Genomic DNA, 20,720 nt, shown 5'->3' on the forward strand with positions numbered 1-20,720 from the left:
CCCCGCTCCGAAGGGAGAGGGGACTGAGCGGCATCAAGCGAAACTCCACACTTTCCGGCAACGCCGAACGACTCCCTCGCCCTTCAGGGAGAGGGCCGGGGAGAGGGAGCCAAAGAGTCTTCCAGCGCGACCACCAAGGGCAAGGAATGCAAAAAAAGCCGCGCCGGGGATGGGGTTCCCGGCGCGGCTTTTTATCGAGAGTGGGTTACTGGAGGATTTCCACGCGGTCCACATCGATGTCCGTGGGCTTCTGCTTGTGGTGATCGACTTCACCGGTCAGACGCACCTTGGTGTTCTCGGAAACCGAGGTACCGGCCGGCCAATCGTCGTGGTCGATCTCGACCTGGATGCTGCCGGTGGCGTCCTTGAACTCGTAGTGCTCGCTGCTGATGCGCTTGGTGATGGTGCCTTCGAGTACGACCTTGGTGTCATCGGCGGCGGCCTGGGCCTGTTTCACCGTGGTGATCTGGCCGGCGGCAGCGGCCGCGGGCTGGGCATCGCTGCCCGGGCCGGTGTAGCCGCCAGCGGCGAAGGTGACGGTGGAGAACAGGCCAACGGCGGCGATCAGCGGGAGGTGAGTCAGTTTCATGGAAGTGCCTCCTGGGGCGTTTTTGATGGGTTCAGCTTAGTGCCGACGGCTGAAACCATCCTGAATCGGGACTTAATCCAAGCTTAAGACCGCAAACGCCCGCATTGCTCCGATCTGGATCAGTTCCCCTCGCCGGACTGCGCCTCGCGCTTGAACACGTAGAACAGGTCCGGCTCGCTGACCATGTAGATGGTGCCCTGCTCGTCGATGGCCACGCCCTCGGCACGCGGGATGCGGTCGTCCAGGCCGTTGAGCCCGCCGAGCAGGCTGATGAAGCTGATCGGTTCGCCCTTCTCGTCCAGCTCCAGCAGCAGGTGTGACTCCGCCGACAACACCAGGGTATGGCCGGTCCGCGGGTCGATGCTCAGCGCCGAGACGTTGGTCATCAGCAGATCGCTGGGCATGGGCTGGAGCGCACCGCTCAGGCTGGCCCCGCCGTCACTGGCGAGGCTGAACAGCGCCAGTGGGTCACGCTCCTGGCCCAGCACCAGGCGATGCTGGCGGGGGTCCCAGGCGATGCCCTCGATGCCCTTGTTCTTCTTGCCGCGCGGACCGAGGTCGAAACTGGACAGCTTTGCGGTGCTCAGTTCGCGTGTCTGCGGGTCGACGTGGAAGATGGTCAGGGAATTCTGGCGCTCGTCGGTCACGGCGATATTGCCGTTCTCCAGCACCGCCACGCCTTCGGGGTTGGACATGCCCAGCAGGGGGATCACCCGCAGAACGTCACCGGTGAGCGACAGCTCGGCCAGCAGCGGTTTCTTGCCGGTCACGGTGAACAGGGTGCGGGTCACCGGATTGTAGGCCAGGTCGGAGGTCTCCTGCCCTTCGATGCCACCCCGGAGCGGTTTGGCCTGGATCACCGCCCGGTAACCGGGCAGCCAGATGCTTTCCGAGCGCGCCTGGGTACTGGTGTCCTGTTCGCGCAACCAGAGACGCGCGCGGTCATCCCAGTGGAAGCGGGACGTCAGGTAGCCGAGCACCACCAGGATGAACAGCAGGGCCAGCAGCAGCCAGCGAGGACGAAGGATGGACATGGTCATGAAGACTCTTGTTGGTCAGCACGGCGAGGTGCCCCGCAACAAGCGAAGGCCGCACAAACGGCGGCCTTCGGCGGGACAACGGAGTTAAAGCACGCGGCTTTCGAATCGGCTGGCACCGGGAAGTTCCAGCACCACGTCACTGCCGCTCTTGAGCGGGCCGACGCCGACCGGGGTGCCGGTGGAGACCACGTCGCCGGGCTGCAGCGAGAAGTGCCCGCAGATGTGCTGGATCAGCGGCACGATGGGGTTGAGCATGTCGCGGCTGTTGCCGTCCTGGCGGACTTCGCCGTCGATCACCAGGCGGATGCCGATGTCGGTCGGGTCAGGGAAATGATCAGCACTGACGAAGGGCGCCAGCACGAAGGCGCCGTCGAAGGACTTGGCCAGCTCCCAGGGCAGGCCCTTTTCCTTCAGCTTGGCCTGTACGTCGCGCAGGGTCAGATCCAGCGCCGGGGCATAACCGGAAATGGCATCCAGCACTTCCTCGGCGCTCGGCTTGCGCGACAGCGGCTTGCCGATCAGCACGGCGATTTCCGCCTCATAGTGCACCGAGCCACGATCTTCCGGAATGGCGAAGCCACCCGCCTGGGAGACGGTGCAGGAACCCGGCTTGATGAACAGCAGCGGCTCGGTCGGTACCGGGTTGTTCAGCTCCTTGGCGTGCTCCGCGTAGTTGCGGCCGACGCAGACCACCTTGCCCAGGGTGAAATGGATCGGGGTGCCATCGACATACTGGTGCTGGTAACTCATGACCGACTCCTGAACGCATGGAAGAGATGATCCGCGCGGGCCTCGTGATCCCAGGCGGTTGCCCGCATCCTGCCGGCGCACGCGCCACTTCCCGTGACGCTGACGTACGAAGGGCCGGCCCCTCTATTCCAAAGAGCCGGCCCTTCTGGATACCGCAGCTTATTCGGCGAAGATCTTGCCCGGGTTCATGATCCCGTTGGGATCGAACACCGCCTTGACTGCCTTCATGTAGCCGATTTCAGCCTCGGAGCGAGAGTAACCCAGGTAGTCGCGCTTGGTCATGCCCACACCGTGCTCGGCCGAGATGGAGCCGTTGTACTTTTGTACCGTCTCGAACACCCACTTGTTGACGGTCGCGCACTTGGCGAAGAACTCGTCCTTGGTCAGGTTCTCGGGCTTGAGGATGTTCAGGTGCAGGTTGCCGTCGCCGATGTGGCCGAACCAGACCACTTCGAAGTCGGGGTAGTTGGCCGCGACGATATCGTCGATGTCCTTGAGGAAGGCCGGGACCTTGCCGACGGTGACGGAGATGTCGTTCTTGTACGGCGTCCAGTGGGAGATGGTCTCGGAGATGTACTCGCGCAGCTTCCACAGGTTCTGCAGCTGCTGCTCGCTCTGGCTCATCACGCCATCGAGGACCCAGCCCTGCTCTACACAATGTTCGAAAGTGGCCAGTGCCTCGTTGGCCACTTCCTCGGTGCTCGCCTCGAACTCCAGCAGGGCATAGAACGGGCAGTCGGTCTCGAAGGCCGGCGGCACGTCACCACGGGCCATGATCTTGGCCAGGGCCTTGTCGGAGAAGAACTCGAACGCGGTCAGGTCCAGCTTGTTCTGGAAAGCGTGCAGCACCGGCATGATCGAATCGAAGTCCGGGGTGCCCAGGACCATCGCGGTGAGGTTCTTCGGCTGGCGTTCCAGGCGCATGGTGGCCTCGACCACGAAGCCCAGGGTGCCTTCGGCGCCGATGAACAACTGGCGCAGGTCGTAGCCGGTGGCGTTCTTGATCAGGTCCTTGTTCAGCTCCAGCAGGTCGCCCTTGCCGGTGACGACCTTCATGCCAGCGACCCAGTTGCGGGTCATACCGTAGCGAATGACCTTGATCCCGCCAGCATTGGTGCCGATGTTGCCGCCGATCTGGCTGGAACCCGACGAAGCGAAGTCCACCGGGTAGTACAGGCCGTGCTCTTCGGCGAAGGTCTGCAGCTGCTTGGTGATCACGCCCGGCTGGCAGACCACGGTGCGATCGAACTCGTTGAATTCCAGCACCTTGTTCATGTAGTCGAAAGCCACGACCACTTCGCCGTTGGCCGCGACAGCAGCGGCGGACAGGCCGGTACGACCACCGGAGGGAACCAGCGCGACCTTGTGCTCATTGGCCCAGCGGACGATGGCCTGGACCTGCTCGGTGCTCTTGGGGAAGGCGATCGCCAGGGGCGCCGGGGCGAAATGCTTGGTCCAATCCTTGCCGTAGGTGTCGAGGGAATCGGCGTCTGTCAGCAGCTTCCCGGCATCCAGCAGGGGCTTGAGCGATTCGATCAGGGCGTCGCGGGTCATTGGAGGAACTCTCAAATGGTTCATGGTCGTCCTGAGAACAGCTCAGGTCGCAACCGGGCAAGGAAAAGGGAGAACATGCTAGCATACGCACCCCACGCAGATCGCCACCTGGCGCCAAGCTTGGCACCGGCCGGTCCGGCCTGAGCTGTTCAATTTCTCGCCACATCCCGGGACTACAGGTTCAAAGCAGATGAGCAAGACTTCTCTCGACAAGAGCAAGATCAAATTCCTTCTCCTTGAAGGCGTGCACCAGAACGCCGTCGACACCCTCAAGGCAGCCGGCTACTCCAACATCGAGTACCTCAAGACCGCTCTGTCCGGTGACGAGCTGAAGGAAAAGATTGCCGATGCCCACTTCATCGGTATCCGCTCCCGCACCCAGCTGACCGAAGAAGTCTTCGACGCTGCCAAGAAGCTGATCGCCGTTGGCTGCTTCTGCATCGGCACCAACCAGGTCGACCTGAACGCGGCCCGCGAGCGCGGCATCGCCGTGTTCAACGCGCCCTACTCCAACACCCGTTCGGTGGCCGAACTGGTGCTGGCCGAGGCCATCCTGCTGCTGCGCGGCATTCCGGAGAAGAACGCTTCCTGCCACCGTGGTGGCTGGATCAAGTCCGCCGCCAACTCCTTCGAGATCCGCGGCAAGAAGCTGGGCATCGTCGGCTATGGCTCGATCGGCACCCAGCTCTCGGTCCTGGCCGAGGCCCTGGGTATGCAGGTGTTCTTCTACGACACCGTGACCAAGCTGCCGCTGGGTAACGCCCAGCAGGTCGGCAACCTGCACGAGCTGCTCGGCATGTCCGACATCGTCTCGCTGCACGTGCCGGAGCTGCCGTCCACCCAGTGGATGATCGGCGAGAAGGAAATCCGCGCCATCAAGAAAGGCGGCATCCTGATCAACGCCGCCCGTGGCACCGTGGTCGAGCTGGACCACCTGGCCGCCGCAATCAAGGACGAGCACCTGATCGGCGCCGCCATCGACGTGTTCCCGGTCGAGCCCAAGTCCAACGACGACGAGTTCGAAAGCCCGCTGCGCGGCCTGGATCGCGTGATCCTGACCCCGCACATCGGCGGCTCCACCGCCGAAGCCCAGGCCAACATCGGCCTGGAAGTGGCCGAAAAGCTGGTCAAGTACAGCGACAACGGCACCTCGGTGTCCTCGGTCAACTTCCCCGAAGTGGCCCTGCCGTCACACCCGGGCAAACACCGCCTGCTGCACATCCACGAGAACATCCCGGGTGTGATGAGCGAAATCAACAAGGTGTTCGCCGACAATGGCATCAACATCTCCGGCCAGTACCTGCAGACCAACGACAAGGTCGGCTACGTGGTGATCGACGTCGACGCCGAGTACTCGGACCTGGCGCTGGAGAAGCTGCAGCACGTGAACGGCACCATCCGCAGCCGCGTGCTGTTCTAAGCGCGGTTAGCAGCAAAGAAAAAGGAGGCCCTTGGGCCTCCTTTTTTCATGCCTGGAAAACGATCACTTCACGTTGACGGTGATCTGCTGCGACTCCACCGGCGGGTCGAAGGGCACGTGGTTCTTGTCGCCCACCAGCAGCTGCAGGGTGTGCTTGCCTGGCGGCAGGGTCACCTGGGTCTCGGTCTGGCCCTTGCCGAAGTGCTTGATCTGGTCGGTCATCGGCAGCGGCAGGTTCATCGCCGGCTGCTCCTTGAGGTCGATCAGCAGGTGGTGGTGGCCGGTGGCTGGCGAGTCCACGCCCGCCGGCGCGACGCCCATGCCCTTGAGGCCGAATTTGACGGTGAAGGTCTTGTCCACCGTGGCACCGTCGGCCGGCTCGATGAAGTACACCTTCGCGCCTTCCGGAGCCGGGGTACGCGGGATATCGGCGGCAACGGCAGAGGTGCCGGCGAGCAGCGCGGCAAGGCCCAGGCAAGGCAGCAGGGTTCTCATGTTCTTCTCCTTCTACATGGAAATCGAAAGGCGAAGGACCCGCTCAGGCCGGCCTCGCCTCACGCATGGAACGCACAAGCATAGGCGCCACGGCGCGAGGCTCAAGCAAAATAGTGCATCTTCGAGTGACGGCGAGCGCTCTAGCCTCCGGCTTCCAGCCCGGCCAGACAGACGGCGGCGGCATCCAGCTCTTCCTCACTGAACACCAGCACGCCCATGCGCTTGAGCGCGGCGGCAGTGACGCCTTCACCGGCAACCTTCTGGCCGCTGAAGCTGCCGTCGTAGTTCTCGCGGTTGCCGCAGGACGGGCTGCGCGCCTTGAGCACCGCCAGGCGAATGTCGTGGCGACGCACCAGCGCCATCGCCTCCTCGGCGCCGAGCAGGAAAGCGTCGCTGACGTCCTCGCCCTCCACCGTCATCACCGGGCGCGCCCGCTCCAGCACCGCCATGCCCTGGCCGCCAGGGATCTCCGCCGGGGCGCGGGGCGTCGGCAGACCACCGGCCACCTCCGGACACAGTGCCACCACCCGCCCCTGGTCCAGCCAGCGCGATAGCAGGTCGAATGGCCCGTGCGCGCCGCCGTCGTAGCGGACGCGATGGCCAAGCAGGCAGCGGCTGACGAGAACCTTCTGCATGGGCGAATCACTCCCTTTTGGAAGGGGACAGACTAGCCGCTCGCCGTTTGCCGGTCACGCCGGGTAACTCAACTTTCATCGGTGCGTCTGTCGCAACAGGTTTCCGCCCCGCCGAAAGTCGGGTCCTTGAGCGGCTCGCCGGCCGTCGGCACAGCGCTGAAACACAACCTTCGACGGGAACAGCCGTCCGGCACTGGCCGCCAGGCAGGCCGCCACCCAGACTCGCGCATCGGCCAATCGCCATGGAGCCTCCGTCATGCCTCGCCTCTTGCTCTGCACCGCCACCTTCGCCGCGCTGTCCTACCTGCCCTTTGCCTTCGCCGAGCTCCAGGCCCTGGATAACGAGCGCCTGGGCGCCATCAGTGGCCAGGACGGCATCAGCATCCGCGCCGACGTGCTGGCGCGCATGGACAGCGTGGCGTGGAAGGATGACGGCGGCAGTGTCTCACTGCGCAACGTGTTCATCGACAACGGCTGCGTGAGCGCCGGGGACTGCCCCGACGGCCGTGGCGGCAGCCTGCCTTATGGGCCCGCGCAACTGGGCCTGAGCCTGCCGATCTTCGGCATCGAGCAACCGACCCTGCAGGTGGACGTGGTGCAGGGTGCCGGCGGCCAGCAGCAACTGGCGCTGACCCTGCCCGACCTGACCACCATCAACCAGCAACTCAATGCCAGCGGGCTACCGTCACAGACTATCCGCCTGCGCGTAGCCGGCGATCTCTACGTGGGCGGCGGAAAGCTGGGAAGCATCGAAGTACGCGACATCCAGGACATCAGCGGCACCCTGAAGATCTGGGGCCACTGACGCCTCGGGGTTCGGAGCGAGGCTTAGCCGCGGCGGCGGAACCAGCCGGTGAGCGACAGACGCTCGTGGCTGGCCGGCAACACCTCGTGGGGGAACTCGCCAGAGAGGAACACCACCAGCCGGCCGGCCAGCGGCGACAGGTCCAGTGTCCGTTCGTCGGAGAGGTACATCCGCAGTTCGCCGCCCTGCGCCACCGGCCAGTCGCGATTGAGGTAGAACACGGCGGAGAGGGCGCGGCGGTCATCGTCGCGGAAACGGTCCAGGTGCTTCTGGTAGAACGCCCCCGGCGGATAGAGCGCGAAGTGCCCTTCGAAGTCTTCCAGGCCTAGGTACAGCGAGCGATTGATTTGCTGGCGCAGCGCGTCCAGCGCGCCCAGGTAGAGGTCACAGGCCTCGGACTGGCCGGGCTCCAGCCACTGGATACGGTCGCCGCGAATGCCTTCGCGCACGGCCTGCCCCTCACCCCTTCCGATGGCCGCGGAGGCCAGCTTGCCGGCCGCGTCGCGGGCACGGCATTCCGTCGCCAGCTGCGCGATCAGGGCATCGGGAAGGAAGGCGTCCTGCTGCGACCAGCCCTTCTCGGCGAGGTCGTCAACGATGCTTTGCAGGAGGGGGCCTTGCACGAATGGAGAAGGGGCGTCGAAATGCATGGCGTATTGTAACGTCCGGCGCCAGTGTCTCGACAAGCGGGGCAAGCCTTGCCGACAATAGCCTCCGGCGAGCGAACCCTGCCGCCCAAAAGGAGTTGCAATGCGCGTACTGCTGGCCCTCACCCTTCTTGTACTGGGCATGCCTGCCCTGGCCGACAACTACCAGCGCCTGTACCAGGCCGCCGGCTGGCCGGAACAGCGAGCGCACTTCAATGACGCCCTGCATGCCGCGCAGAAGCGCTACCAGGGCAACCTGCCGCCGGCGCTGTACCAGACGCTGGTGGACAACAGCAACCAGCGCTTCGCCCCCGCCGACATCGACCAGCGCGCCCTCAACGGCCTGCGCCAGAGCCTGCCGGACAGCACGGCGGCGGTGAATTTCTTCGAATCCCCGCTGGGCCGCAAGGTTGCCGGCGCCGAGACCCTGGCCACCCGCAGCGACCAGTTGCAGAAGTACGCCAACGGCCTGCCACGCCAGCAGGCCAGCGATGCGCGCAAGCAGGTCGTCCATCGCCTGAGCCAGGTGCTCCCTGCCCGCGAAGCCGGCGCCGAAGTCAGCCTGGCGTTGGCCAGCGTGGCCGCCGACAGCCTCAGCCAGATGCTTCCCGGTCTGCTTGGCGGCGGCACCACCCAGGGCATGCTCGAAGGCCAGCGGCAGAAGCTGATGAGCCAGATCGGCGCCGATCTCGACAACACCCTGCTGTACGTCTATCGCGGCCTGAGCGATGCCGAGCTGGGGCAGTTCGCCGACTTCAGCGAGTCGCCGGCCGGCCGCGACTACTACCGCGCCGCCCTGGCCGCCCTCAAGGCTGGATTATCGGTTTCCTCCGACGGACAGTGATCGGAAAAGACCGACACCGCTAGAGGACCACTCCGAGGAACGCTCCTCCTAGAATGGCACCCGCTGTACAGAGGGTGGCGCCTGAGGATCATGGCGCAAGGAGTGAAGGACACACCCTCGACTACAGCGAATCCCTCCCCCGCATCTGCCTCGCTATGCCATCCGCTCACTGAGAAAATCGAAGTAGCGCCTGCGTAACGTCTCGCTTTCGTTTGCAAGGTGGTGCCGTGCACCAGTAAGCAGCAGGCATTCGATCTTCTCGAACTTCTCTTCCAGCACCTTCAGGTTATAACGCCAGTCCACCGTCTCGTCGGCGTCGCCCTGCACCACCAGCAGGCTCTGCGCGCCATGGCCGGCCGCCTCGATGCGGGGAATCCAGCGCGCCAGCGCGCCGACCCAGGCCGTGGGCAGGGTCTTGGGTTGCAGCGGGTCGCGGTCGCGCAGGAAGGCGAGGAATTCGGCGTCGTTGGAATTATCGCTGAAGCGCCGCGGGATCGAGTCCACGAAGGGCCGCAGCAACTGATAGCTGAACTTCGACCAGCCCCAGGCCCGCGGTCGAACCAACGGCGCCAACAGGATGGTACGGCCCAGCTCGGGGCGCGGTGCACCGGTAAGCAGGTAGTCCAGCAGGATCGCCCCACCGGTGCTCTGCCCGCAGAGGTGCCAGGGTTGCGGCAGCTCCAGCGTCTGGGCTTGGTCGAGCAGGGCGCCCAGCACCACCTGGTACTCGGCGAAATCGCCAATGCTGGCGACAGCACCGCCGGAAAGCCCATGCCCCGGCAGGTCGCAGGCCAGCACGGCAAAGCCCATGTCCAGCGCCCAGTCGATCACGTGGCGGTAAAGCCCCATATGGTCGTAGTAGCCGTGCAGCAGTACGACGGTTCCCCGCGCCAGCACCGGTCGCCAGTACTGCGCGGCAATCTGGTAACCGCCGGCCTCGAAGATGCCCAGCCGGCTCTGCAGGCCCGGGTGACGGGCGTGCAGGTCAAGGCCGTAGAAATGCTGGTACAGCGCGATGCCCACCTCGTTCGCCTCTGCGGTCAGAGGTCGCAGCAGGGAGCGCAGCAGATCGGGCTGGAAGGCTTCAGGCATGGGCTTTTCGCTTCTGGCAGGCGGGTGACGAAAGGAGCGCGGGCAGCAGCGGGATATTCTGCCGCGCTCGCCCCCGTGGCAAGCTTGTCGGCTATCTTACCGACTCTGTCACTGGTCGCCGCCATGTCCTCACGCCGAAAATCGCTGCTCACCTGGCTGATCGCCGCGCTCTGCCTGGGCGCACTGCTCGCCACTTACTGGTGGTACGAGAACCGTTTCATCCGCCCGTTCAGCCACCAGCCGCAGCTGTTTTCCGGCGACCACCTGATGCTGCCCGCACAACTGGCCGGCCCCGGCAAGATTCGCCTGGTGCACTTCTGGGACCCGGCCTGCCCGTGCAACGTCGGCAACCAGCAGCACCTCGCCGAGCTGATCCAGCGCTTCGGTCCGCAGGGCGTGGAGTTCTTCGCCGTGCAGAAGCCCGGCAGCCGAGGACATCTCCCCGACACACTGAAATCGATGCGTGCGCTGGACTCCCTGCCCGGGGCCGAACAGTTGCCGGCGAGCCCCGCCGTGGCCATCTGGGACGCGCAGGGCAAGCTGGCCTACTTCGGCCCCTACAGCGAAGGCGCGGTGTGTACCTCAGGCAACAGCTTCATCGAACCGATCCTTGACGCGCTGGTGCAGGGGCGCCAGGTCAACGCGACCCACACCCTGGCGGTGGGCTGCTATTGCCCCTGGGATGGCGCGAAGCACTGAGCCGCATCAACGAAGACGATGGCCAATCCGTGACTACACTTGGATCGCCGGCCCATGAAGGGCCGATCGCTACCAAGGAGCTTTCCGCATGCGTCTTCCTTCCGCCCTCGCCTTCTGCGCCATTCTCTCCACCGGGTTTGTCCTGCCCCTGGCCGCCCACGCCGAAGATGCCCCCAACAGCAAACAGGTGATGGAGCAGCACAAGCAGGCCATCAACAACCGCATCGCCGACATCGACTACAAGCGCAAGCGCATCGTCGAAGCCAACATGAAGCTCACCCCCCAGGAAACCGAGAAGTTCTGGCCGATCTACAACAGCTACCGTACCGAGGCGGACAAGCTGAGCAAGCAGACCCTGGCAATCATCATCGATTACGCCAACAGCTATAACACCGGCTCGGTGAGCAACGACGACGCGGCAAAACTGCAAAAGCAGGTGCTGGAGCTGCAAGACGACAAGCAGGACCTCAAGGAGAAGTACCTCAAGCGCATCGCCAAGGAAGTCTCGCCGCAACGCGCGCTGCGCTTCCTGCAGATCGAGGACCAGCTCGACGCCATGGCGCTGCTGGAAGTCAGCCGCGAAATCCCGCTGGCCGAGTAATCCTCAACCTTCGGTGCCGCCCTGCAGGCGCTGGCGATAGCGTTCGGGCGGCATCGCATACCAGCGTTTGAACGCGCGATAGAACGGCGACAACTCGGCGAACCCACAGGCCCGCGCCACTTCGCGGATCGCCTCGCCCTGCTCCAGCAATTGCGCCGCACGCTGCCGGCGCACCTCCTCCCGCACTTCCCTGAAGGTCTGCGCGCGGCTCGCCAGGTTGCGCTGCAGCAATCCAGGGCGCACGCCCAGCTCGCGGGCGCAGCTTTGCAGCGTGCATTCCTCCTCCCCCAGGCGAATGCCGAGCAGGTAGCGCAGGCGGTTGAGCAGGTCGTTCTCGTCCAGCGTCCCCAACTGTTCCCGCGCATGCTCGGTGAGCAAACGGTGCAGCACCGGGTTGCCGGTGCGCGAAGGCCGGGCCATTTGGGCACGGTCGAACAGCAGTGCGTCATTAGGCTTGCCGAAGCTCGGCGTCAGGCCGAACAGCCGCCGGTGCTCACTCAGCCGACGCGGCTGCGGATGGCGGAACTCAATGGCCTGGACGCGGAATTCATCGTCGGTGATCAGCGCCAGCAGCTTGAGGAACAGCAGCATCAGGCACTCCATCTGCTGCCGCAGGTTGCTGGTGCCCAGGTAGTTGAGGTCGAGGATCAGCCGAATCTGCTCACCCTCCTCGCGCATCTGCGCGGCAAAGCCACCGGAGAGGATGTGCTGGAAGCGCAGGAAGCTGTGCAGCGCCTCGCGCAGGTCGCTGCTGGCCATCAGCAGGTAGCCGACCACGTCGAGTAACCGCGGCTTCATCGCCTCGCCCAGGTGCAGGCCGATATCGGCGTCGCCGGTAATCTCGTCCAGCGTCGTCCAGAACAAGGGGGCGTCGTCGTGCACCAGACGACCGCTCTGCGCCGGCGGCGGCAAGCGCACCTTCTGCAGGGCCTGGCGGTAGATGTCGGTGGGGTCGAAGCCCAGCACCGAAAGCGCCTCATACAGCTGGCGGCGCAGGGTAGCGGACTGGGTCAGCGCCGGGGTGGCGGGAAAGTTCAACTTGGGGGCGGCCATGGTCACTCCTGGAATTGACCGGAGAATTCCAGCCACGAGACATTTGGTCAATGAGCGACGAGCGGCATCCACTGCAAAATCGCCGCATAACAACAAGGAGTTGCCGCATGAAACGCACTTTGACTGTCCTCGCTGTCGTCATCGCCGCTGCAACGGCCGGTGCCGGCTGGTACCTGCACGGCAAGCAGCCGGTACGCGATGGACAACTGCCCCTGGCCGGCCTCGCCAGCGAAGTCACGGTCCGCTACGACGAGCGTGGCGTGCCGCACATCAAGGCCGGCAGTGAGGAGGACATGTACCGGGCGATTGGTTATGTCCACGCCCAGGACCGCCTGTTCCAGATGGAAATCCTGCGGCGTCTGTCCCGTGGCGAGCTGGCCGAGGTGCTCGGGCCCAAGCTGGTGGACACCGACCGCATGTTCCGCAGCCTGCGCATTCGCGACCACGCGGCGGAGTACGTGAAGACCCAGGACAAGAATTCCCCCGCGTGGAAGGCGCTGGTCGCCTACCTCGATGGCGTCAACCAGTTCCAGGACAGTCACCCGCGCCCGGTGGAGTTCGACATCCTCGGCATTCCCAAGCGCGCCTTCACGCCCGAAGACACCGTCAGCGTTGCCGGCTACATGGCCTACAGCTTCGCCGCCGCCTTCCGTACCGAGCCGGTGCTGACCTACGTGCGCGACGAGCTGGGCGCGGACTACCTGAAGGTCTTCGACTTGGACTGGCACCCCGAAGGCGTGATGACTCCCAAGGCGCTGGCCGCCGCCGACTGGCAGGACCTCAGCGCCATCGCCCGGCTGAGCCACGCGGCGCTGGAGAAGGCCGGCCTGCCGCAGTTCGAGGGTAGCAACGCCTGGGCCGTTTCCGGTAGCCGCACCAAGAGCGGCAAGCCGCTGCTGGCGGGCGACCCGCACATCCGCTTCGCCGTGCCGGCGGTGTGGTACGAGATGCAGGCCAGCGCACCGGGCTTCGAACTGTATGGCCACTACCAGGCGCTCAACCCCTTCGCCTCGCTCGGCCACAACCTGCAGTTCGGCTGGAGCCTGACCATGTTCCAGAACGACGACGTCGATCTGGTCGCCGAGAAGGTCAACCCCGACAACCCCAACCAGGTCTGGTACCACGGCCAGTGGGTGGACCTGAAGAGCGAGGAGCAGAGCATCGCAGTGAAGGGCGAGGCGCCGGTGAAGATTACCCTGCGCAGCTCGCCCCACGGCCCGCTGGTCAACGACGCGCTGGGTACCGCCTCGGGCAAGACCCCAGTGGCGATGTGGTGGGCCTTCCTGGAAACCCAGAACCCGATCCTCGACGCCTTCTACGAACTGAACCGCGCCGACACCCTCACCAAGGCGCGCACGGCGGCGTCGAAAATTCAGTCGCCGGGACTCAACGTGGTCTATGCCAATGCCCACGGCGACATCGGCTGGTGGGCCTCGGCGCAGTTGCCGGTACGTCCGGACGGGGTCAACCCGAACTTCCTGCTCGACGGCGCCAGCAGCCAGGCCGACAAGACCGGTTTCTACCCCTTCAGCGAGAACCCGCAGGAAGAGAACCCGGCGCGCGGCTACATCGTCTCCGCCAACTTCCAGCCGGTGCCGGCCAACGGCCGACCGGTGCCCGGTTACTACAACCTGCCCGATCGAGGCCAGCAGCTGAACAAGCGCCTGTCCGACAACTCGGTGAAGTGGGACCTGCAGAACAGCCAGGCGCTGCAACTGGACACCGCCACCGGCTATGGCCCGCGCTTCCTCAAGCCGCTGCTGCCAATCCTGCGTGAGGCCGCTGCGACCGACGAAGAAAAGGCGCTGGTGGAGAACCTGGCCAACTGGCAGGGCGACCATCCGCTGGATTCCGTCACCGCGACAGTTTTCAACCAGCTGCTCTACCAGGTGGCCGATGGCGCCATGCGCGACGAAATGGGCGACGCCTTCTTCGACAACCTGCTGTCCACCCGCGTGCTCGACGTGGCCCTGCCGCGTCTGGCCGCCGACGAGCAGTCGCCCTGGTGGGACAACCGCAAGACGCCGCAGCGGGAAACCCGCGCCGATATCGTCAAGGCCGCCTGGAAGGACAGCCTGGCGCACCTGCGCGCAAAACTCGGCCAGGACTCGGAGCAGTGGCAGTGGGGCAAGGCGCACACCCTCACTCACGGCCACCCGCTGGGCCAGCAGAAGCCGCTGGACCGACTCTTCAATGTCGGCCCGTTCGCCGCGCCGGGCGGCCACGAGGTGCCGAACAACCTCTCCGCCCGTGTCGGCCCGGCGCCCTGGCAAGTGGTCTACGGCCCGTCCACTCGTCGCCTGATCGACTTCGCCGACCCGGCCCATAGCCTGGGCATCAATCCGGTCGGCCAGAGCGGCGTGCCGTTCGACAAGCACTACGACGACCAGGCCGAGGCCTATATCGAAGGCCAGTATCTGCCACAGCACTATGACGACAACGAAGTGAAGGCCAATACCCACGGCATCCTGCGACTGATCCCCGTCCGTCGCTGATTCGTTCTGTTAGAAATGAAAAACCCCGCTTCGGCGGGGTTTTTCATGGGTGGATGTAGAGAGTGCTGCGGGAGATGCCAGAGGCTCCCTGGCGCGGTATTTCCCCTGGGATAACGATCGGGGTGTTGTATTGGGCGCCGTCTCCCGCACGGAGTGCCAAAAGGCGTCACTGGAAGTTTGCCGGCTGCGCGGCCCGGCCCTGGTTCGGGGGGTGACCGGACAACGCATCCGAACACTTCAAGCGTAGTTGGCAATCGGCCGGGAGCGAGACTTTGCGACCCACGGATTTTTCCGATAAGTCCCGATTTTCCAAGCACTTCGGAATAACGTGTGAGCAAAAAACACGGGCCACCCGAAGGTGGCCCGTGGTTCGACAATCGCCGGATACAACCGGCCGACAAGACGGCGTCAGGCGGTGGCTGTCGAACCCTTCTGCCAATCGGTCGCGTTGGACTCCATGGCTTCCTGGATCGCACGCTTGCGACGTTCCTCGGCCTGACGGGTGAAGTACCAGGCGAAGAAGGTGAACAGCGAGACAGTCAGCAGGATCAGGCTGGCGACGGCGTTGATCTCCGGCTTCACGCCCAGACGCACGGCGGAGAACACTTCCATCGGCAGGGTGGTGGAGCCAGGGCCGGACACGAAGCTGGCCAGCACCAGGTCATCCAGCGACAGCGCGAAGGACATCATGCCGCCCGCCGCCAGCGACGGGGCGATCATCGGGATGGTGATCAGCATGAACACTTTCCAGGGCTTGGCGCCCAGATCCATGGCCGCTTCCTCGATGGACAGGTCCAGCTCACGCAGACGCGCCGACACCACCACTGCCACGTAGGACGAGCAGAAGCTGGTGTGGGCGATCCAGATGGTCACGATGCCGCGTTCCTGCGGCCAGCCAATCAGCTGGGCCATGGCAACGAACAGCAGCAGCAGCGACAGGCCGGTGATCACCTCGGGCATGACCAGCGGCGCGGTCACCATGCCGCCGAACAGCGTACGGCCACGGAAGCGCGGGATGCGGGTCAGCACGAAGGCAGCCAGGGTACCCAGGGCCACCGAGGAGATCGCGGTGTAGCAGGCGATCTCCAGCGAGCGGAACACCGAACCGACCAGCTGCTGGTTGTCCAGCAGGCCGACGTACCATTTCACCGACCAGCCGCCCCACACGGTCACCAGTTTGGAGCCGTTGAAGGAGTAGATGACCAGGATGATCATCGGCACGTAGATGAAGAGCAGGCCCAACACCAGCATGATGTTGGAGAACGACCAACGCTTGTTCATACCTTGCCCTCCAGCTCTTTAGCCTGGTTCTTGTTGAACAGGATGATGGGGATGATCAGGATCGCCAGCATCACGACAGCAAGGGCAGATGCCACCGGCCAGTCACGGTTGTTGAAGAACTCCTGCCACAGCACCTTGCCGATCATCAGCGTCTCGGGGCCACCCAGCAGTTCCGGGATCACGAACTCGCCCACCGCCGGGATGAACACCAGCATGCAGCCGGCGATGATGCCGTTCTTGGACAGCGGGACGGTGATCTTCCAGAAGCTGGTGAAGCTGCGCGCACCGAGGTCGGACGCGGCTTCCAGCAGGCTCATGTCGTGCTTCACCAGGTTGGCGTAGAGCGGCATGACCATGAAGGGCAGGTACGAGTAGACGATGCCGATGTACACCGCGAAGTTGGTGTTCAGGATCGTCAGCGGCTCGTTGATGATGCCCAGCCACATCAGGAAGCTGTTGAGCAGGCCGTTGTTGGACAGAATGCCCATCCAGGCGTACACGCGGATCAGGATCGCCGTCCAGGTCGGCATCATGATCAGCAGCAGCAGGACGGTCTGCATTTCCTTGCTGGCGCGGGCGATGGCGTAGGCCATCGGGTAACCGATAACAAGGCAGAGGAAAGTGCTGATCGCCGCCATCTTCAGCGAGCCCAGGTAGGCATCGATGTAGAGCGGGTCGTCCGTCAGCATCAGGTAGTTGCCCAGGTTCATCACGACCTGGAGCGTCTGGTCGGCGTACTGGAACACTTCGGTGTACGGCGGAATGGCCACGTCTGCGGCTGCCAGACTGATCTTCAGCACGATGGCGAAGGGCAGCAGGAAGAACAGGAACAGCCAGAAGAACGGCACACCGATCACGGCATGCCGGCCCGTAGGCAGGCGCTTCATGAGCGATTTGCTGATGTTCATGATTGCAGTACCACACCGCTGTCGTCGTACCAGCTGATGTAAACCGGCTGGTCCCAGGTCGGACGCGCCACGTGGCGCTCGGCGTTGGCCATGAAGGCCTGGACGATGAAGCCGGAGGCCAGCTTGATGTAGTACACCGAGTGGCCACCCAGGTAGGCGATGTCGTGGACGGTGCCCTGGGCGACGTTGAAGCCTTCGTGCTCGAGGTTTTCCGGCTTCTGCGCGCTGACCATGACCTTTTCAGGACGCAGCGCGTAGGTCATGCGCTTGTTCTCGGCACGGGTGCTGATGCCGTGGCCGATGTAGATCGGGTTTTCCAGCTGCGGGCAGGCAATGACCGCGTGATCCTGCAGGTCCTCGACGATCTCGCCATCGAACAGGTTGACGTTGCCGATGAACTCGCAGATCAGGCGGCTGGCCGGCGTCTCGTAGATGTCCATCGGGCTGCCGATCTGCTCGATGCAACCCAGGTGCATGATGGCAATGCGCTGGGCCATGGTCATGGCCTCTTCCTGGTCGTGGGTCACCATCACGCAGGTCACACCTACGCGCTCGATGATCTCTACCAGTTCCAGCTGCATCTGCGAACGCAGTTTCTTGTCCAGGGCGCCCATGGGCTCGTCGAGCAGCAGCAGCTTCGGGCGCTTGGCCAGGGAGCGGGCCAGGGCGACACGCTGACGCTGGCCACCGGAGAGCTGGTGCGGCTTGCGCTTGGCGTACTGGGTCATCTGCACGAGCTTGAGCATCTCGTCGACGATCTTGTCGATCTCCGCCTTGGGCAGGCCGTCCTGCTTCAGGCCGAAGGCGATGTTCTGCGCCACGCTCATGTGGGGGAACAGGGCGTACGACTGGAACATCATGTTGATCGGCCGCTCATAGGGCGGCAGGTCGGTAATGTCCTGGCCATCGAGGAAGATGCGACCTTCAGTGGGACGCTCGAAACCAGCCAGCATGCGAAGCAGGGTCGACTTGCCCGAACCCGAACCACCCAGCAGGGCGAAGATCTCGCCCTTCTTGATGTCCAGGGACACGCTGTCCACAGCCAGCGTTTCGTCGAACTGCTTGCTGACCCGGTCGATTTTTACCAGAACCTCTTTAGGCTTCTGGTCGCCACTCAAGGCTTTCTTGTAGGCACCGGAGGCTATTGCCATTACCACAACTCCCAAATCATAGAGGCCCGGCCCCCGCGGCCGGGCATGCTTGGTATTACAGGGCTGGCGCAGTTTACGTGCGCCGGAAAACCTTTCGAGAGGCTCTCCGACGCTCCGTGCCCGCGCGGACGGATTTGGGGAAAACCGTCTTACTTGCCCGACTTGATCTTGGTCCAGGAACGGGTCATGAGGCGCAGGATCTTCGGCGGCAGCTCATGCTGCACGAAGAGTTTGTCGAGAACCTCCTGGGATGGGTACACCTCAGGATTGTTGCGCACGGACTCATCCATGAATTCGCCAGCCTTGGGGTTCGGGTTGGCGTAACCGACGTAATCGCTGACCTTGGCGATCACTTCGGGTTTGAGCAGGTAATTGATGAACGCGTGGGCCGCCTTCGGGTTGGAGGCATCCTTCGGCACAGCGAGGATGTCGAACCAGAGGTTGGCGCCTTCCTTGGGAATGGCGTAGGCGATGTTCACGCCCTTGCCGGCTTCCTTGGCGCGGTTGGCGGCCTGGAATACGTCACCGGAGAAACCGGCGGCCACACAGATGTTGCCGTTGGCGAGGTCCGAGATGTACTTGGAGGAGTGGAAGTAGGTGACGTACGGACGCACCGCCATCAGCTTCTCTTCCACCTTCTTGTAGTCATCCGGGTTGGTGCTGTTGGGGTCCAGCCCCATGTACTTGAGCACAGCCGGCATCATCTCGTCGCCCGAATCGAGGAAGGCGACGCCACACTGGCTGAGCTTCTTCATGTTCTCGGGCTCGAAGAGCACAGCCCACGAATCGATCTTGTCGACACCCAGCACGGCCTTGACCTTCTCGACGTTGTAGCCGATGCCGTTGGTGCCCCACAGGTACGGCACGCCGTACAGGTTGCCCGGGTCGTTGGCCTCGAGCTGCTTCATCAGGTGCGGGTCGAGGTTCGACCAGTTCGGCAGCTGGCTCTTGTCCAGCTTCTGGAACGCGCCGGCCTTGATCTGGCGACCGAGGAAGTGGTTGGACGGCACGACCACGTCATAGCCGGTGCGACCGGCCAGCAGCTTGCCTTCCAGGGTTTCGTTGGAGTCGAAGACGTCGTACACCGGCTTGATACCGGTTTCCTTCTCGAAATCGGCGAGGGTGGTTTCACCGATGTAGTCCGACCAGTTGTAGATGTGGACGGTCTGTTCCGCCTGGGCCAGCGAAGTCAGGCCGAAGACGGAGACTGCAGCGATCAGGGTTCTGCGGAAGGGAATGCGCACACGTGAGTCCTCTCGTTGTTTTTAACTACTTCAGTCGGTTGCTGCCGGGGTTTCGACGGCCGGTCCGTGGATAGCGCCGAACCCATCATCAGCACGAGAGCGCCGGGGCTTGCGCAGCCATTCCACCGATGGAAGCTGTTTGTTGCTACCGGTAGCGAGCGAGGGAGCGCACTCCCCCGCCGCTGTCCCGGTACATCCGCTGCCACACAGGCGACAGCGACTACCCAATTACTTGCCGGACTTGATGGTGGTCCAGCTGCGGGTCATCAGACGCTGGGTCTTCGCCGGCAGGTCCGGGAAGGCGTACAGCTTCTTCATGGTTTCCGGAGTCGGGTAGATGCCCGGGTCGTTGCGGATCGCGTCGTTCACCAGCGGGGTGGCGGCGGCGTTGCCGTTCGGGAACTGCACGACGTTGGTGATCTCGGACATGACCGCCGGCTCGAGCAGGAAGTTGATCCACTTCAGCGCGGCTTCCTGGTTCTCGGCATCCTTCGGAATGGCAACGGTGTCGAAGAACGCGCCGGCACCTTCCTTCGGAATGTTGTACTTCACAGTGACCTTGTTCTTGGCTTCTTCAGCGCGGGACTTGGCCTGGTACACGTCACCCGAGTAACCGATAGCCACGCAGATGTTGCCGTTGGCGATGTCGGAGATGTACTTGGAGGAGTGGAAGTAGGAGACGTACGGACGAATCTTCAGGAACAGCGCTTCGGCTTCCTTCAGCTCTTTCGGGTCCTGGCTATCAGGCTTGTAGCCCAGGTAGTGCAGGGCGGCCGGAAGCATTTCGGTCGGCGAGTCGAGGAAGCTCACACCGCAGGCCTTCAGCTTCTGGATGTTTTCCGGCTTGAACACCAGGTCCCAGGAATCCACCGGGGCGTTGTCGCCCAGCGCGGCCTTGACCTTGTCCGGGTTGTAGCCGATGCCGATGGTGCCCCACATGTAGGGGATCGCGTACTGGTTGCCCGGGTCGCTGATCTCCAGCGTCTTCATGATGTCCGGGTTCAGGTTCTTCCAGTTCGGCAGCTTGGACTTGTCCAGCGGCTGATAGACGCCAGCCTTGATCTGCTTGGCCAGGAAGGAGTTGGACGGCACCACGATGTCGTAGCCCGACTTGCCGGCCAGCAGCTTGGCCTCCAGCACTTCGTTGCTGTCGTAGACGTCGTAGACGACCTTGATTCCGGTTTCCTTGGTGAACTTGTCGACCGTGTCCGGCGCGATGTAGTCCGACCAGTTGTAGACGTGCAGCACCTTGTCATCTGCCTGCGCCATACCAGCCACAGCGCCCGCCAGCGTTACAGCGAGCAGGGATTTGCCGAAGGTCTTGAACATGCGGGTAGCTCCAGTTGTTTTTCTTGATGTTCCGGGTGGCGTGGACATCTCCTTCCGTCACCACCCGGTGAGCCTGGCCAACGCACAG

Annotated in this window: 20 protein-coding genes; 6 read left to right on the forward strand and 14 right to left on the reverse strand. The window is 63.9% G+C overall.

The features are described from left to right. Positions 1-205: 205 nt before the first annotated feature. The 4 genes from FAS41_RS17310 to FAS41_RS17325 form a co-directional block, all read right to left on the reverse strand. The gene (locus tag FAS41_RS17310) at positions 206-589 is read right to left on the reverse strand and encodes a NirD/YgiW/YdeI family stress tolerance protein (RefSeq protein WP_138524390.1); all 384 of its coding nucleotides are present in this window, start codon (positions 587-589) and stop codon (positions 206-208) included. A gap of 119 nt (positions 590-708) precedes the next feature. Then, positions 709-1,629, reverse strand: coding sequence for an SdiA-regulated domain-containing protein (locus FAS41_RS17315; protein ID WP_138524392.1), 921 nt, complete (start codon positions 1,627-1,629; stop codon positions 709-711). 84 nt (positions 1,630-1,713) lie between these two features. After that, positions 1,714-2,379, reverse strand: coding sequence for a fumarylacetoacetate hydrolase family protein (locus FAS41_RS17320; RefSeq protein ID WP_045215570.1), 666 nt, complete (start codon positions 2,377-2,379; stop codon positions 1,714-1,716). 159 nt (positions 2,380-2,538) lie between these two features. Beyond that, complete coding sequence (locus tag FAS41_RS17325) at positions 2,539-3,933, reverse strand: FAD-binding oxidoreductase (RefSeq protein ID WP_138524396.1); 1,395 nt, start codon at positions 3,931-3,933, stop codon at positions 2,539-2,541. A 190-nt stretch (positions 3,934-4,123) separates the two neighbouring features. Here FAS41_RS17325 and serA point away from each other — a divergent pair, with 190 nt between their 5' ends. Beyond that, positions 4,124-5,353 carry a phosphoglycerate dehydrogenase gene (gene serA, locus FAS41_RS17335; RefSeq protein WP_045215566.1) on the forward strand — a complete coding sequence of 410 codons (1,230 nt, stop codon included), beginning with the start codon at positions 4,124-4,126 and terminating at the stop codon, positions 5,351-5,353. A gap of 63 nt (positions 5,354-5,416) precedes the next feature. On the opposite strand, the gene FAS41_RS17340 is transcribed toward serA, so the two are convergent. Together FAS41_RS17340 and FAS41_RS17345 are read right to left on the reverse strand one after the other, a co-directional pair. Next, on the reverse strand, positions 5,417-5,848 hold the full coding sequence (locus FAS41_RS17340; protein ID WP_138524398.1) for a DUF4399 domain-containing protein: 432 nt from the start codon (positions 5,846-5,848) through the stop codon (positions 5,417-5,419). A gap of 140 nt (positions 5,849-5,988) precedes the next feature. Then, on the reverse strand, positions 5,989-6,483 hold the full coding sequence (locus FAS41_RS17345) for a 2-thiouracil desulfurase family protein (protein WP_045215561.1): 495 nt from the start codon (positions 6,481-6,483) through the stop codon (positions 5,989-5,991). 256 nt (positions 6,484-6,739) lie between these two features. Between FAS41_RS17345 and FAS41_RS17350 the strand changes: the two genes are divergently transcribed. Continuing rightward, the gene (locus FAS41_RS17350) at positions 6,740-7,288 is read left to right on the forward strand and encodes a DUF6160 family protein (protein WP_138524400.1); all 549 of its coding nucleotides are present in this window, start codon (positions 6,740-6,742) and stop codon (positions 7,286-7,288) included. Between the two features lie 23 nt (positions 7,289-7,311). Here the strand turns inward: FAS41_RS17350 and FAS41_RS17355 are convergent, their stop codons facing one another. Then, positions 7,312-7,938 (reverse strand): 2OG-Fe(II) oxygenase, encoded by a 627-nt coding sequence (locus FAS41_RS17355; RefSeq protein ID WP_138524402.1) that lies wholly within the window; start codon positions 7,936-7,938, stop codon positions 7,312-7,314. Positions 7,939-8,038: 100 nt separating this feature from the next. Between FAS41_RS17355 and FAS41_RS17360 the strand changes: the two genes are divergently transcribed. After that, the gene (locus FAS41_RS17360) at positions 8,039-8,779 is read left to right on the forward strand and encodes a hypothetical protein (protein WP_138524404.1); all 741 of its coding nucleotides are present in this window, start codon (positions 8,039-8,041) and stop codon (positions 8,777-8,779) included. Between the two features lie 153 nt (positions 8,780-8,932). Here FAS41_RS17360 and bipL read toward each other — a convergent pair whose 3' ends face one another. Beyond that, the gene (bipL, locus tag FAS41_RS17365; RefSeq protein ID WP_138524406.1) at positions 8,933-9,871 is read right to left on the reverse strand and encodes a phospholipase BipL; all 939 of its coding nucleotides are present in this window, start codon (positions 9,869-9,871) and stop codon (positions 8,933-8,935) included. Between the two features lie 123 nt (positions 9,872-9,994). Between bipL and FAS41_RS17370 the strand changes: the two genes are divergently transcribed. Both FAS41_RS17370 and FAS41_RS17375 read left to right on the forward strand, forming a co-directional pair. Next, positions 9,995-10,570, forward strand: a complete 576-nt coding sequence (locus FAS41_RS17370) for a DUF6436 domain-containing protein (RefSeq protein WP_138524408.1) — start codon at positions 9,995-9,997, stop codon at positions 10,568-10,570. Between the two features lie 88 nt (positions 10,571-10,658). Next, a complete protein-coding gene (locus FAS41_RS17375; protein WP_138524410.1) occupies positions 10,659-11,171 on the forward strand; it encodes a transcriptional regulator in 513 nt (170 codons plus the stop codon). Between the two features lie 3 nt (positions 11,172-11,174). On the opposite strand, the gene FAS41_RS17380 is transcribed toward FAS41_RS17375, so the two are convergent. After that, positions 11,175-12,224 carry an AraC family transcriptional regulator gene (locus tag FAS41_RS17380; RefSeq protein ID WP_138524412.1) on the reverse strand — a complete coding sequence of 350 codons (1,050 nt, stop codon included), beginning with the start codon at positions 12,222-12,224 and terminating at the stop codon, positions 11,175-11,177. A gap of 107 nt (positions 12,225-12,331) precedes the next feature. Here FAS41_RS17380 and FAS41_RS17385 point away from each other — a divergent pair, with 107 nt between their 5' ends. After that, a complete protein-coding gene (locus tag FAS41_RS17385; protein WP_138524414.1) occupies positions 12,332-14,719 on the forward strand; it encodes a penicillin acylase family protein in 2,388 nt (795 codons plus the stop codon). Between the two features lie 408 nt (positions 14,720-15,127). Here the strand turns inward: FAS41_RS17385 and FAS41_RS17390 are convergent, their stop codons facing one another. The 5 genes from FAS41_RS17390 to FAS41_RS17410 all read right to left on the reverse strand — a co-directional run bounded on the left by FAS41_RS17390 (position 15,128) and on the right by FAS41_RS17410 (position 20,632). After that, positions 15,128-16,000, reverse strand: a complete 873-nt coding sequence (locus tag FAS41_RS17390; RefSeq protein WP_024762146.1) for an ABC transporter permease subunit — start codon at positions 15,998-16,000, stop codon at positions 15,128-15,130. Next, the gene (locus FAS41_RS17395) at positions 15,997-16,878 is read right to left on the reverse strand and encodes an ABC transporter permease subunit (protein WP_171049503.1); all 882 of its coding nucleotides are present in this window, start codon (positions 16,876-16,878) and stop codon (positions 15,997-15,999) included. The genes FAS41_RS17390 and FAS41_RS17395 overlap by 4 nt, the downstream gene beginning before the upstream one ends. Positions 16,879-16,904: 26 nt before the next feature. Next, complete coding sequence (locus FAS41_RS17400) at positions 16,905-18,059, reverse strand: ABC transporter ATP-binding protein (RefSeq protein WP_015479458.1); 1,155 nt, start codon at positions 18,057-18,059, stop codon at positions 16,905-16,907. Positions 18,060-18,208: 149 nt separating this feature from the next. Further along, positions 18,209-19,303 carry a polyamine ABC transporter substrate-binding protein gene (locus tag FAS41_RS17405; protein ID WP_138524418.1) on the reverse strand — a complete coding sequence of 365 codons (1,095 nt, stop codon included), beginning with the start codon at positions 19,301-19,303 and terminating at the stop codon, positions 18,209-18,211. 228 nt (positions 19,304-19,531) lie between these two features. Continuing rightward, positions 19,532-20,632 carry a polyamine ABC transporter substrate-binding protein gene (locus tag FAS41_RS17410; RefSeq protein WP_138524420.1) on the reverse strand — a complete coding sequence of 367 codons (1,101 nt, stop codon included), beginning with the start codon at positions 20,630-20,632 and terminating at the stop codon, positions 19,532-19,534. Positions 20,633-20,720 lie beyond the last annotated feature (88 nt).

This window comes from Pseudomonas nicosulfuronedens, assembly GCF_005877905.1.
GTDB lineage: Bacteria > Pseudomonadota > Gammaproteobacteria > Pseudomonadales > Pseudomonadaceae > Pseudomonas > Pseudomonas nicosulfuronedens.